The organism is Brevundimonas sp. GCM10030266 (assembly GCF_042666595.1).
Taxonomy (GTDB): Bacteria; Pseudomonadota; Alphaproteobacteria; order Caulobacterales; family Caulobacteraceae; genus Brevundimonas.
Genome location: NZ_JBHTCY010000005.1, coordinates 127,777 through 140,600 on the forward strand (window position 1 = coordinate 127,777; position 12,824 = coordinate 140,600).

A 12,824-nucleotide genomic window follows, 5' to 3' on the forward strand; every position below is an offset into this window, starting at 1 on the left:
ATTTGGACAGGGGAGATCGGCGATGCAGGCGCTGATCGATTTGATCGCAGGCTTGATCGCCATGCTCGCCGCTGCGGCCCTGTCGCAGTTCGGCCTGGATCTTGACGCCCCGCGCAAACCCGACCGGGAAATCCACCGCGTCCGCGACTGCGCGCCCCCGTCGTCCTCGACCGTGATGATCGCCTCGCCGGACAAGACACGCGAGTGTTGAAAGGCCTCCGGAATCGTCCGGACTCGCCTTTGCTCTGTCGTCCTGACCCGCTAGGGTTCCGCTGTCCCCCAGCGGGCGTCCGCCTGACGCCGTTCGAGACGAGATCGCCGCGTAATGAAGCCTCCCCGCCAACGGCCGCCGCTTAACCTGACCGAACCGACCTCGGAGCCCGAGGGCGAGCCCGTCGTCACGCCGTTCGAGGAGAGCGCTGCCCCCGCGCCGCGGGCCGAGCGTCCCATGTCGGAACGCCGCCGTCGTCGTCTGGCCGAGGAACAGCGCCAGTCTGCCGAACGCGCCGCCGCCGAGGCCGAGGCCGCCCTGCGTCCCGAACCCGCGCCCCAGCCGGAACCGGCCCCCGCGCCCAAACCTGCTCCGGTCGAACTCCGGGCGCTCACTGAGAGCGCCGAGGCGCCGCCGGCCGCCTATACGCCGCCGCCCGCCCCCGCCCTGCCCTCGCGTCGCCGCGAAACGCCGCAACCGTCGGGCCGTCACGCCTATCTGGTCGCCGGTGTCGCCGCGGCCCTGTGGATCGGCGGCGTCGCCGCCTGGGCCGCGTTCGAGATCGGTTCGGGATCGGTCGATCTGGAGCCTCTGCGGATCGCCGTCTATGCGCTGATCGCGCTGGCCCCCGCCGGGCTGGCCATCATGCTGGCCCATGCCGTGCGTCAGGGCGCCGGTTTGGCCGCCGAGACCAAGCGGGCCCGCGATCTGTCGGAGGCGCTGATCGCCCCGACCGCCCTGGCCGCCCAGCAGACCGGCGAGGTCCTGCAGACCCTGCGCATGGATATCGACCAGGCGTCGCTGGCCGCCGAACGCGCCCGTAACGACATGGCGCTGCTGCGCGAGGCGCTGGCGCAGGAAACCGCACGCCTGAACGAGGCCGCCGAGACAGCCAGCCTCACCGCCCGCCGCCTGACCGAACAGCTCGGCGGCGAGCGCGACCAGATGCAGACCCTCGGGACCGCGCTGGACAAGCAGGCGACGGGGGTGCTGGACGCGGTTGAACGTCAGTCCCGCATGGTGGTGGACGCCTCCGACCTGGCCCAGACGCAGCTTCGGGAGGCCGAGGCCGCCCTGGCCGCCCGCGCCGCTGATCTGGCCGCCGCCGCCGGCGAGGCCCAGGACGCCGCCCGCGTCGCCGCCGACGACCTGTCGCGCCAGACCCTGCGGCTCGAGAACGCCGGCTCCGGCGTCGCTGAACAGATCCAGTCTGTCGAGGAAGGCCTGGGCCAGCAGCGCGCGGCCCTCGTCACCGCCGCCTACGCCCTGCGCACCGATCAGGAGGACTTCTCCGCCCAGGTCGAGAGCCAGCGCGCCCAGCTGAGCGAACAGCTGTCCGCCGCCCGCAGCGCCGCCGGCGAACTGGGCGACACCTCCAGCCGCACGGCCGAGACCGTCAAGGATCTGGTCGAGGCCGCCACCGATCAGTTCAAGGCGCTGGTCGAGATGTCCCAGCGCGAGGCCGACGGCTTCGACGCCGCCACCAAGGTGGCGCTGGACCGGTTCGAGGCGCTCGCCGCCGAGGCGCGCGACGCCTTGGTCGAGGAGACCCGCCGCGCCCTCGCCGCGCTTCAGGCCACCGCCGAGGATTCCCGCATCGCCGCCAGCGAGGCCGCCGATCAGGCCCAGCTGCGCGCCGACCGCTTGGGCGAGGCCATGTTCGAGGCCGCGCAGAAGGCCGACGCCGCCGCCGACACCCGCCTGGAAAGCGCCCGTCGCATCGTCTCGGAATCCGGCGCCCTGCTGGAACAGTCGGGCGACCGCGCGCTGGAGAAGCTGGAACTCACCGTGGAGCGGATGGACGCCGCCCTGGCGCGGATCGACGAAGCGATCGGCGATCTGGACGACCGCGCCGGTCGACTGCCGGAAGAGGCCCGCAAGCGGGTCGAGGAAGTGCGCCACACCGTCGAGGAGGGCCTCGCCGCCCTCGCCGCCGCCTCGCAGAAGGCCGCCGCCGACACCGAGGCGCTGGACGCCGGCTTCCAGGAGCGGGTGCGCCGCAACTACGACATGCTCACCGAGACCGTGCGCCTGATGGGTGTCGTCTCGGGCGACGGCGCCGCGGGCCGCCGCCGCGAGATTGCGCCCCCGCCGGAGCCGGAGCGTGAACGCGACCGCGACCGCGAGCCCCCGCGCCCTACGCGCCAGGAAGAGAAGGGCTTCGGCCTGCGTAACCGCCTGAAGCTGGAGCCGACGCCCGGCGCGCCGGCTGCGCCGACCCGCCCGCTCGACTGGGCCGATCTGGTCGATGACGGCCATGACGAGGCCCCGCTGGATCTCGAGACCCCGGTCATGCCCGCGCCCGCGGTCGGCGAAGGCAATCTGGAAGCGCTCAGCCAGCGCGTGGTGACCGCCATCCGACGCATGGGGGTCGACCCCAACGCCCTCTTGCCGCGGTCGCGCGTCGAGGAAGCCGCCCACGCCCTGACGGATCGCGATCCGGACCGGGCGCGCCAGATCGTGCGCCGCGTCGCTCCGGCGGCCGTGCGCAGCGTCTCGCGCCGCGTCCTGACCGATCCGGACCTGCGGGCCGATTCCGAAGCCTATGTCCGCGCCTTCAGCCGGGATCTGGCCGCCCACGCCTCGATCGGCGACGGTCCGGCGGTGCTCGGTCGCCTGACCTCGGACGGCGGGCGCGCCTTCATGCTGCTCGACGCCGCCATCGGCGATCTCTCCTGATCGCCGTCCGCGAAGCCGGGCAGGTCTTTTGAACTTGACGTAGGGGGGCGCTGGCGACACCGTCCCTCCTCGTCACACAAGCGTCACGAAGCATTTCATCTCCATGGCCGAACCTGATCAGACGACCACGGATACCCGCCCCGGGATCGTGATTTGCGCGTGGGAGGCCGACGGTTCCGGCTGGGATCCCGTCGAGGATCTGTCGGGCGAACCCTGGAGCCCGAACGGCGCCCGGACCGTGGCTGTGCCCTCCGATGACCCCGAGACCCTCGTCTCCACCCTCGCCACCCACCTGAACGACCGTCGCTGTCGGGCCCTGCTTCTGGTCGGACGGTCACGGACCTCTGACCGCTTCCAGTTGCAGATGCGAGCTGAGAACCGGTCCGTGGACGGCGCCCGTGTGGACGGTGTCGCGCCCAGCGTCGCCCGCGCCACCGCGCCTGTCGGAGAGATGGTCCGGGCCCTGAACGAGGCCGGACTGGCGGCGGGCGCCACCTCGGACGCCGAGGAGGATGCCGGCAGCTATCTGCTCTACCGCGTCCTGACCGGACTGCCGGATGACGCAGACACCCCCGTCGTGGGCCTGTTGCGGGCGCCGGAAGCGGAATCCGACGCGGCGGTGCACAAGGCCGTCAAGACCGCCGCCCAGGCCATGGCGCGTCACCTCGCGCCCCTGCCCCGCTTCCGCCCGGCCTGAGCGGATCAGGCCAGCTTTCGCCGAAGCACGAGGGTCGCCAGCAGCCCGGCCAGGGACAGGGCCGCCATCGCGCCATAACCGCCCGCTCCGAACCGGTCGTACAGCGGACCGGACGCCAGCGTGGCCAGCCCGATCAGGACGCCCGCGGACAGCACCGAGCTCAGGGTCTGCGCCGCCGTCTGGCTGTCGCGCGGCGCAAGCCTCTCGACCAACTGCACCCCGGCCAGGAAGGTCGCGGCGAAGGTCAGGGCGTGCAGCGCCTGCAGCGGCCACAGCAGCCACAGCGGCGGGGCGAAAGCCATGACTGTCCAGCGCAGCACGGCGGCGGCGGAACCGACGACCAGCAGCAGCCAGGGACCGACGCCGACCCGCCGACGCCACGGCTCGAACAGCCACATCAGGGCGACCTCGACCACCACGCCGAAGGCCCAGAGCTGGCCGGTGACGGCCTCGCTGATCCCCTGCGCCTTCCACAGCAGGGCCGAGAAGCCGTACTGGAAGGCGTGCGCCGCCTGCACGGCCCCGACGGCGAAGATGGCGGTCATGAACACCGGATCGGCGACCAGCCGGCCCAGCCCCCGGAACCGGTCCCGCTTGCGCAGCGGCGCCCCCTCACCCACCGGCTCGGCCGGCAGCAGGAAGGCGCCCGCCGCGGCGATGGCCAGCCCGAGGGCGGTGATCCAGACCACGATCACATCCACCGGCGCGCCCAGCAGCACCGCCCCCATGCCGACATTGACCGCTACGAAGGCGACGGAGCCGCAGCCGCGCGGCAGGGCGAAGGTGAAGCCGTCGCGGGCCGCCAGCCGCAGCGTCAGCACGTCGCTGAGCGGAATCAGCGCCGCCGCCGCCGTGGCGCCGATGAACCACAGCACGCCGCGCAGCATCAGGTCGTCCGCAAGGCCCGCGCCGCCGTAACCCGCCGCCATCAGCAGGCCCAGCAGGGCGATCGGCGCGCGCCGGGTCCGGAAGCCATCCGCCCAGACCGCCAGCAGCGGCCCGGTCACCAGCCGTCCCAGCATCGGCGCCGCCAGCATCACCCCGATCTGCGCGCCGCTCAGTCCCTGGGCGCGAAACCATAGCCCGGCGAAGGGCAGGCTCACGCCACTGGCGCCGAAGAGCAGCACATATTGCAGGCCCATGCGGGCGGCCGGTTTCATATCGGCGAAATAGCAGACGGCGACGCTTCTGTCGGCTAGCGTCACGCCATGACAGTGAATCGCAATCTGGTGGCCTTCGCCGCCGTGAACGGGGCGATGGCGGTGGCGCTCGGCGCCTTCGCGGCCCATGGCGCGGGACCGCAGATCAAGAGCCTGCTGACCACGGGCGCCCAGTACCAGCTGACCCACGCCCTGCTGGGCCTGGCCTGCGCCCTTTGGCCCGCGCGGCCCCGGCTGGTCGTCATCGCCGGCTGGCTGGCGACGATCGGCGGCCTGATCTTCTCCGCCTCGCTCATGGGACTGGGCCTGCTCAGCATCCGGGCCTTCGGTCCGGTCACCCCCATCGGCGGCGTCCTGATGATCGTGGCTTGGCTTTTGATCGTCGTTGCCGCATTGCGGACCACCAGCAAAGCCTGACGCGGGCCTTCAGAGAGACCGGATTACAGTATGGCCTTCCCTTCGCCCGACGCCCCGCGCCGCGAGCTCTATCCCGAGATCGAGTCCTACGCCTCCGGCTATATGAAGACCGAGGGCGTGCATGAGGTCTGGTACGAGGAAAGCGGCAACCCGCAGGGCCTGCCCGTCATCGTCCTGCACGGCGGCCCCGGCGGCGCGGTGAACCCCGGCATGCGTCGCTACTTCGATCCGAAGAAGTACCGCATCGTGATGTTCGACCAGCGCGGCTGCGGCAACAGCCGTCCGAACGCCTCGCTGGAAGACAACACCACCTGGACCCTGATCGAGGACATCGAGCGCCTGCGGGAGCTGCTCGGCATCGACAAATGGGCGGTCTTCGGCGGCAGCTGGGGGTCGACCCTGTCGCTGGCCTACGCCATCACCCATCCGGAGCGCTGCACCGCCCTGCTGCTGCGCGGCATCTTCCTGCTGACGAAGCCGGAGCTGCACTGGTTCTATCAGGACGGCGCCTCGCACCTGTTCCCGGACGCCTGGGAGCAGTTCATCGCCCCTATCCCGGAGGCCGAGCGCGGCGACCTGATGGGCGCCTACTACAAGCGGCTGATCGGCGACGACAAGGCCGAGCGCGAGCGCTGCGCCATCGCCTGGTCCAGCTGGGAAGGCGACACGGTCAGCGTCCAGGGCCCGTCGGCCCGTCCGGACAAATTCGCCGAGCCGGACTTCGCCGTGGCCTTCGCCCGGATCGAGAACTGGTATTTCACCAATGGCGGCTTCTTCCCCGAGGAAGGCTGGCTGCTGAAGAACGTCCACCGCATCCGCCACATCCCGTGCTGGATCGCCCAGGGCCGCTTCGACGTCGTGACGCCGATGACCAGCGCCTGGGCTCTGCACCGCGCCTGGCCGGAATCGAAGCTGGACGTCATCGGCGACGCCGGCCACGCCTCGTCCGAGCCCGGCATTGTCGACAGCCTGGTCCGCGCGACGGATTGGGCGGCAGGTCTCTAAGGCAGCAGGCAGCAGGCAGCAGGATTTTTGTCAGAAAGGCGCAGTCAATCCTGCTGCCTGCTGCCTGCCTCCTGCTGCCTCCCTCCCCTCACTTGGGATTGGTCTTCTCCACCAGCTCCGACAGCTGGAAGCCGATCCGCTTGGCTTCGCGCTCGGCGGGCTTCTTGCGAGCGTCCAGAAGCACATTGATCTGGGCGTAGTGCTGGATCAGCCGCACCGGCTTGCCCTCATTGTTCCGTCCAAGGAACATGATGAAGTCCGGCCCCCAGAAGCCGACGTCCTCGATCTGCATCACGCCGTCGCCGGGCAGGCCGACGATGCGGGCCGCGATCTCCTCGTCCTTGTCGAGCCCCTTCTCATAGTCCTCGATCAGCTTGGACAAACGGACGAAGGCCCATTCGGCGGGGTTCTCGCGCATCCGCACGCCATCGGTCAGGGCGGCGGCCTGTTCGGGCGGGGCGTTGGAGATGACCGGCTCCGGACACGGCTTGTCACCGCAGTCGGAGAACATGGAGGCCGGGGCGACAGCGGGTGCATCAGACGCGGGCGTATCGGACATGCGCCCAATCTAGGCGCCGGAGCGCGCCCCGGCCACCCCGATCAGATCAGGCTGTGGCCCTTGGGCAGTTCCGCATAGCGATGGACGCGGGTCGACAGCACCAGACCGAAGCCGATCATCACCGTCATCATCGACGACCCGCCGTAGGACAGAAGCGGCATGGGCACGCCCACGACCGGAGCCATCCCCATCACCATCGCGCCGTTGATCAGCACGAACAGAGCGAAGAAGGCGGTCATGCCCGCGGCCGAGATGCGGCCGAAATGGCTGTGCGCCAGCGAGGCGATGCGCAGGGCGATCAGGATGACCGCCACATAGCAGATCACCAGGCTGAACGAGCCCAGGAAGCCGAACTCCTCCGACACGGTCGAGAAGATGAAGTCGGTGTGCCGCTCCGGCAGGAACTCCAGCTGGCTCTGGCTGCCCAGGCCATAGCCCTTGCCCAGCACCCCGCCCGAGCCGAGCGCGATCTTGGACTGGATGATGTTGTAGCCCGTGCCCGTGGGATCGGCCTCCGGGTTCAGGAAGGTCAGCACCCGGTTGCGCTGGTAGTCGTGCATGCCGAACATCACGAACGGCGGGATGATCGCGACGGCGGCGGCGATGCCGGCGGCGATGACCCGCCAGCTCAATCCCGCCAGGAACATGACCACCGCCCCGGTCAGCCCGAGGATCATGGCCGAGCCCAGGTCGGGCTGTTTGGCGATCAGGATGAAGGGCAGCCCGATCATGCCCGCCGGGAAGATCAGCTTCCACGACCAGCGCGCCTCCTGCGCCGTATGGCTGTGATACCAGCGGGCCAGGGCCAGCACGAGACCAATCTTCATGAACTCGGCGGGCTGGATGCGGGTGAATCCGAGGTTCAGCCAGTTCTTGGCGCCCGCGCCTGCGGGCTCGTAGCCCAGCGGCGTAAACTCGATCATCAGTACAAGGATCAAGACCAGCCCGTACATCGGATAGGCCGCGCGGAACCACCATTTGGGGTGGACCATGGCAAGCCCCAGCATCACCGCCAGCAGGGCGCCGAAACGGATCAGATGGTTGATCGCCCAAGGCCGCCAGCTGCCGCCGGCGATCGAATAGAGCATGGCCGCGCCGACGCCGGCGATCACGCAGATCAGGGCGATCAGTCGCCAGTCCAGCTCGGCGATCTTGGTCGACAGCCGGTCGCGCTCGCCGGGACGGGTCAGGGCGGAGGCGGTCATTGCGGCAGTTCCGGCGTCCCGGGCGGGGGCGCGGTTTCGACGGGCGTGGCGGGGGATTCGGCGGGAGCGGCCGGCTCATTCCCGGCCTGCGCTTCCAGGCTCGGCGCGTCGTCAGGCTGTTCGCCGGGATAGGTCGATGCCTCTTCAAAGCCCGCCTGCTCGATGCGCTGGCGGATTTCCGGATCCTTCAGCAGGGCGACGCGCATCACCTCACGGGCGCGTGGCGCGCCCGCCGTGCCGCCGCCCATGCCGCCGTGCTGGACGATGACGGAGACGGCGTAGCGCGGATTGTCAATCGGCGCATAGGCGATGAACAGGTTGTGGTCCTTGCTCGCCCACGGACGGCCCGCGCCCTTTCTGGACCCGGCGCCGTAGTTCATCGGCTGGGCGGTGCCGGTCTTGCCGGCCATGCGCACGGCGCCGAGCCCCAACTGGCTGTTCCGGAACCCGGTGCCGCCAACATCCGTCACGGCCTCCATGCCCTCACGCAGCACCTTGAGCATGTCCGGCTCATACGACAGGTCAGCGAACGGCGGCGCCGACTGCTCGACTCCGCCAATGGATTTGACCAGACGCGGCATGACCGCCTTCTGACCATTGGCCAAGCGCGAGGTGTAGACCGCCAGTTGCAGGGCGTTGACGGTCAGGGCGCCCTGCCCGATCGCATAACTTGGCGTTTCCCCCGGATACCATTTGCCGTCACCCCGCACCGGGTTTTCCCGGCGCCACTGACGGTCGGGGACCAGCCCCGGTCTCTGACCGCCGACGCCGAGTTCGAAGGTCTGGCCGAAACCCATCGCCCGCGCCGTTTCCGCAATCGCATCCGGCCCCATCTCGACCGCCAGCGTCATGAAGTAGACGTTGCAGGAGTTCTTGATGGCCCCGCGCATATCCAGCGCACCATGCCGCCCCAGGCAGGCGAAGCGGCGTCCAAGATAATAGCCGCCGTTGCAAACAATACGGCGGTTCGGGTCCGCACCTCGCTTCATGGCCGCCAACCCGACCACAGGCTTGAAGGTCGATCCCGGCGCGAAAACACCAGTGATCGCCTTGTCGGTCAGCGGTCGGCGTTCATAGTCCGCCCAGGCCCGATAGACCCGCGACGGAACCCCGCCCACGAACAGGTTCGGATCGAACGACGGCGCGGACACCATGCACAGGATGTCGCCGGTGCGGATGTCCATGACCACGCATGAACCGGATTCCTCGCCGAAAACTTCAAGGGCGCGGTTCTGGATATCGGCGTCCAGCGTCAGGACCACATCCTTGCCGGCGACGGGCGGGCGGGAGCCCCCCACATCCTCGGCGACAACCCGGCCGCGCGCATCCACCTCGACCCGGTTGCCCCCGGCTTCGCCGCGCAGTTCGGCATCGAAGGCGCGCTCGACCCCCTGACGCCCGATGCGGAAGCCCGGGTTGAACAGAATCTCCGGCACCTTCTCGCCGGCGTCGCGGATCGCCGTGATGTCCCGCTCATTGGGCTTGGCCACATAGCCGACGACGTGGGCGAACGACCCGCCGAACGGGTAGTAACGCGCCTCGTTCATGTCGACCATCACGCCGGACAACTCATTGGCGTAAAGGTTGACCCGGGCGAACTCCTCCCAGGTCAGGTCGCTCTTGACCGGCACCGGCGAGAAGCGGGGCGCGGCGTTGACCTCGCGAATGATCGAACGGCGGCGATCCAGGGTGTCGGGCAGCAGGCGGCCCAGCAGGTCCAGCGTCTGGTCCAGATCCTTGGTCTCGTCGCGCACGACCAGCACACGGAAGCTGGGCCGGTTTCCGGCGATGACCACGCCGTTGCGGTCCAGCACCCGTCCGCGCGGCGGCGGGACCAGACGGAAGTTGAACTGGTTCTGGCTGGCCAGGGTGGCGTACTGGTTCGCCTGGAACACCTGCAGCTGGGCCAGTCGCCCCCCGAGCGCCAGCCCGCCCAGCGTCGTCAGACCGCCCAGCACGAAGGTGCGGCGCAGGAAGGAGCCCTGACGCTCGTTCGGGTCCGAGAAGAAGATGGACGGTTCCGAGCTCATCGGAACCTCACGTCGCCGTCCTCGAACCGCTCGATCATGCGATCGGCGAACGGGAACAGCAGAAGGGTCGGCACGACCTGTCCAATCAGCGCCAGAATGGAGGGCGCATTGCCCGCCTTCAGCCCGACGATCAGATAGACGATCACGAAAGCCACGCCGCAGCAGGCGGCGAACCAGGTGAACAGCACCAGGGTCTCCTGCCCCGCGAGGAAGGAGCGCGAGCCCAGCACGACCGCATAGATGCCCAGCAGGGACAGGCCCCACACGCCGAGCGGGCCGTACCAGAAGACATCAAGGAACAGCCCCAGCGCCATCAGCACCACGGGCGCGATGATGGACGGGCGGATCAGCGGCCAGGCGAAGGCGAGGACCATGGGAATGACGGGCTCGGGCAGGGTCAGGCCGAACAGCTTGACCGGCGTCGCCAGAAGGATGGTGGCGGCGACCGTGATCAGCGCCGGAATGACAATCCACTGCGTCGGCCCCACGACACGGACCGCAACGGGACGTCTCATTCGGTCCCTCCGGGTGCAGGCGCGGTGGGCTGGGCCGGGGGCGGCGCGGCCGTCGGACGAGGCTGGGCGGGCGCCGGCGCCGGTGTGCGCGCGGGAGCCCGCGCCGGGGCGGCCGGCGGCGGAGCGGCGGCCGGAGTGCGGGCGCGTTCCGCGGCCGCGTCGCGACGGGCCTGCGCATCACGGACCGCGGCGGTCTGGGCCTCCGTCGGCTGGGGCACGGTGCCCAGCGCGGCCAGCGGCGCGGCGTTCAGGTCCTCGCCCCCGACCAGTTGGCCGAAGTCCTCGAACAGCAGGATTTTCACATAGTCGATGGCGCCGCGGTCGCTGAACAGCTTGACCCGCCACGAGCCGTCGATGCCCTTGGCAGCCACGCCGATCGGCACGCCGCGCGGGAAGCCGCCGCCGTCGCCCGAGGTCAGGATGCGGTCGCCCGGCTGCACCGAGCCGACCCCGCGCACGAACTCCAGACGCGGATTGCCCGAGCCGTCGCCGGTCAGGATGGCGCGGGCGTCCGTGCGGTCGATCAGCACCGGGGTGCGGCTGGCCACGTCAGTCAGCAGCAGCATGCGGCTGACATTGCCCGAGGTTCCGACCACGCGCCCGACCAGGCCATGTTCGTTGATGACGGGGTTCCCGACCTTCACGCCCCGGCCGGCGCCGATATCCAGCAGGCGGGCGTTGGAGAAGGGACCGCGCGAATCCGAGACCGACCGGGCCGTGCGCATCGGCACTTCCGGCTCCGGACGCAGGCCCAGCATGCTTTCGTAGCGGGCGTTGATGTTCTTCAGCGCGATGGCCTGGTCCCGCCAGGGTTCCAGCTCGGCCAGCTCCTGCTTCAGGCGCCGGTTCTCGGACACGGCGAAGAAATAGCCGCCGACATAGTCGCTGACATGGCCGATCCAGCGCACCGGGGCGGCGAAGACGCCGCCGACCGGACCGGAGACGGTCTCCACTGTGGCGCGGGCCGGTTGATAGGGAGAGGCTTGGGCGCGGCTGTCGCTGACAATCAGCAGGACGGCGCCCAGCAGGCACACGCCGGTGGCGACCGCGGCCGTCCAGACCAGCGGCACCTTGATGTTCTCGAACGGTCCGTCGCGAAACGCCACGGCGCGCCTTCCTCAGAAATGGGGAATCGGCGGGACGCCCCCGCCGATCTGCCGAGCCTATCGCAAAAACCGGACCAGATGGGAACCGGTGCTATCCCTGTCATGACAGGGATTTGAGGTCATTTCCGTGACCGGCCCTTAAAGAGCCGAGTCCAGGACGCCCTTCATCCAGCGCGGGTGCTCCAGCACGCGGCCGCAGCCGATGGCGACGCAGGACAGGGGATCGTCGGCCACCGACACCGGCAGGCCGGTGTGGTCGCGGATCTCGACATCCAGACCACGCAGCAGCGCGCCGCCGCCGGTCAGCATGATACCCTTGTCGGCGATATCGGCCGCCAGTTCCGGCGGGGTGGCTTCCAGGGCGACCTTCACGGCCTCGACGATCTGCGAGACCGGTTCGGCCAGCGCTTCAGCAGCCTGACGTTCCGAGATGCGAACTTCGCGCGGCACGCCCTGCATCAGGTCGCGGCCCTTCACGTCGATCGACAGACCTTCGCCGTCGGCCGGGATACGGGCGGTGCCGATGTCCTTCTTGATGCGCTCGGCGGTCGTTTCGCCGATCAGCAGGTTATGGTTGCGACGCATGTAGCTGATGATGCTGTCGTCCATCTTGTCGCCGCCGACGCGGACCGAACGCGAATAGACGATGCCCGACAGCGACAGCACGGCCACCTCGGTGGTGCCGCCGCCGATGTCGACGACCATCGAGCCGGTCGGCTCGTGGATCGGCAGGCCGGCGCCGATCGCGGCGGCCATCGGCTCGTCGATCAGGCCCACGCGGCGCGCCGAGGCGTTCAGGCAGGAATCGTTGATGGCGCGGCGCTCGACCGCGGTGGCGCCCGACGGCACGCACACGATCACCTTCGGGTTCACGAAGCCCTTGCGGTTATGAACCTTGCGGATGAAGTGCTTGATCATCTCTTCGGCGACTTCGAAGTCGGCGATCACGCCGTCCCGCATCGGGCGAATGGCTTCCATGTGACCGGGGGTCCGGCCCAGCATCTGCTTGGCCTCGATGCCGACGGCGTGGACGATCTTCCGTCCACCGACATTCCGCAGCGCCACAACCGAAGGCTCGTTCAGGACGATGCCCTTGCCCTTCATGTAGATCAGGGTGTTGGCGGTGCCGAGATCAATGGCGATGTCGTTCGAGATCGCGCCGAATACGTGGGAGAACATGGGCCTGGGATACCGTTCGTTCGGGCCTTGAGGGCGTGCGTTTTAACTCGATCCGTTTCGG

Annotated in this window: 12 protein-coding genes; 5 read left to right on the forward strand and 7 right to left on the reverse strand. The window is 69.5% G+C overall.

Annotation, left to right across the window (positions count from 1 at the left end; genetic code table 11):
• The first annotated feature begins 22 nt into the window (after window positions 1–22).
• The 3 genes from ACFQQC_RS15400 (at window position 23) to ACFQQC_RS15410 (ending at window position 3,587) form a co-directional block, all read left to right on the forward strand.
• Window positions 23–211 carry a hypothetical protein gene (locus ACFQQC_RS15400; protein ID WP_376863375.1) on the forward strand — a complete coding sequence of 63 codons (189 nt, stop codon included), beginning with the start codon at window positions 23–25 and terminating at the stop codon, window positions 209–211.
• Between the two features lie 114 nt (window positions 212–325).
• Entirely contained in the window at window positions 326–2,890 is a 2,565-nt protein-coding gene (locus ACFQQC_RS15405; RefSeq protein WP_376863376.1) for a tipN, read from the forward strand.
• A gap of 103 nt (window positions 2,891–2,993) precedes the next feature.
• Window positions 2,994–3,587: a hypothetical protein gene (locus tag ACFQQC_RS15410; protein WP_376863377.1), complete on the forward strand. Its 594-nt coding sequence runs from the start codon at window positions 2,994–2,996 to the stop codon at window positions 3,585–3,587.
• A 5-nt stretch (window positions 3,588–3,592) separates the two neighbouring features.
• Here the strand turns inward: ACFQQC_RS15410 and ACFQQC_RS15415 are convergent, their stop codons facing one another.
• Entirely contained in the window at window positions 3,593–4,792 is a 1,200-nt protein-coding gene (locus tag ACFQQC_RS15415) for an MFS transporter (RefSeq protein WP_376863378.1), read from the reverse strand.
• A gap of 3 nt (window positions 4,793–4,795) precedes the next feature.
• Here ACFQQC_RS15415 and ACFQQC_RS15420 point away from each other — a divergent pair, with 3 nt between their 5' ends.
• Both ACFQQC_RS15420 and pip read left to right on the forward strand, forming a co-directional pair.
• Window positions 4,796–5,164: a DUF423 domain-containing protein gene (locus tag ACFQQC_RS15420; RefSeq protein ID WP_376863379.1), complete on the forward strand. Its 369-nt coding sequence runs from the start codon at window positions 4,796–4,798 to the stop codon at window positions 5,162–5,164.
• A gap of 30 nt (window positions 5,165–5,194) precedes the next feature.
• Entirely contained in the window at window positions 5,195–6,169 is a 975-nt protein-coding gene (pip, locus tag ACFQQC_RS15425) for a prolyl aminopeptidase (protein ID WP_376863380.1), read from the forward strand.
• Between the two features lie 88 nt (window positions 6,170–6,257).
• Here the strand turns inward: pip and ACFQQC_RS15430 are convergent, their stop codons facing one another.
• The 6 genes from ACFQQC_RS15430 to ACFQQC_RS15455 all read right to left on the reverse strand — a co-directional run bounded on the left by ACFQQC_RS15430 (window position 6,258) and on the right by ACFQQC_RS15455 (window position 12,763).
• A complete protein-coding gene (locus ACFQQC_RS15430) occupies window positions 6,258–6,728 on the reverse strand; it encodes a DUF6173 family protein (RefSeq protein WP_376863382.1) in 471 nt (156 codons plus the stop codon).
• A gap of 41 nt (window positions 6,729–6,769) precedes the next feature.
• Entirely contained in the window at window positions 6,770–7,933 is a 1,164-nt protein-coding gene (gene rodA, locus ACFQQC_RS15435; RefSeq protein ID WP_376863383.1) for a rod shape-determining protein RodA, read from the reverse strand.
• The gene (gene mrdA / locus ACFQQC_RS15440; protein WP_376863385.1) at window positions 7,930–9,963 is read right to left on the reverse strand and encodes a penicillin-binding protein 2; all 2,034 of its coding nucleotides are present in this window, start codon (window positions 9,961–9,963) and stop codon (window positions 7,930–7,932) included. Before mrdA ends, rodA begins: the two co-directional genes overlap by 4 nt.
• On the reverse strand, window positions 9,960–10,478 hold the full coding sequence (locus tag ACFQQC_RS15445) for a hypothetical protein (RefSeq protein WP_376863387.1): 519 nt from the start codon (window positions 10,476–10,478) through the stop codon (window positions 9,960–9,962). The genes mrdA and ACFQQC_RS15445 overlap by 4 nt, the downstream gene beginning before the upstream one ends.
• A complete protein-coding gene (mreC, locus tag ACFQQC_RS15450) occupies window positions 10,475–11,584 on the reverse strand; it encodes a rod shape-determining protein MreC (protein ID WP_376863389.1) in 1,110 nt (369 codons plus the stop codon). Before mreC ends, ACFQQC_RS15445 begins: the two co-directional genes overlap by 4 nt.
• Before the next feature lie 138 nt (window positions 11,585–11,722).
• Window positions 11,723–12,763 carry a rod shape-determining protein gene (locus ACFQQC_RS15455; protein WP_376863391.1) on the reverse strand — a complete coding sequence of 347 codons (1,041 nt, stop codon included), beginning with the start codon at window positions 12,761–12,763 and terminating at the stop codon, window positions 11,723–11,725.
• Window positions 12,764–12,824: the final 61 nt, after the last annotated feature.

Coding starts and splice junctions, on each gene's coding strand:
- ACFQQC_RS15400 (WP_376863375.1), top strand. CDS start 23: ATGCAGGCGCTGATCGATTTGATCGCAGGCTTGATCGCCATGCTCGCC.
- ACFQQC_RS15405 (WP_376863376.1), top strand. CDS start 326: ATGAAGCCTCCCCGCCAACGGCCGCCGCTTAACCTGACCGAACCGACC.
- ACFQQC_RS15410 (WP_376863377.1), top strand. CDS start 2,994: ATGGCCGAACCTGATCAGACGACCACGGATACCCGCCCCGGGATCGTG.
- ACFQQC_RS15420 (WP_376863379.1), top strand. CDS start 4,796: ATGACAGTGAATCGCAATCTGGTGGCCTTCGCCGCCGTGAACGGGGCG.
- pip (WP_376863380.1), top strand. CDS start 5,195: ATGGCCTTCCCTTCGCCCGACGCCCCGCGCCGCGAGCTCTATCCCGAG.
- ACFQQC_RS15430 (WP_376863382.1), bottom strand. CDS start 6,728: ATGTCCGATACGCCCGCGTCTGATGCACCCGCTGTCGCCCCGGCCTCC.
- rodA (WP_376863383.1), bottom strand. CDS start 7,933: ATGACCGCCTCCGCCCTGACCCGTCCCGGCGAGCGCGACCGGCTGTCG.
- mrdA (WP_376863385.1), bottom strand. CDS start 9,963: ATGAGCTCGGAACCGTCCATCTTCTTCTCGGACCCGAACGAGCGTCAG.
- ACFQQC_RS15445 (WP_376863387.1), bottom strand. CDS start 10,478: ATGAGACGTCCCGTTGCGGTCCGTGTCGTGGGGCCGACGCAGTGGATT.
- ACFQQC_RS15455 (WP_376863391.1), bottom strand. CDS start 12,763: ATGTTCTCCCACGTATTCGGCGCGATCTCGAACGACATCGCCATTGAT.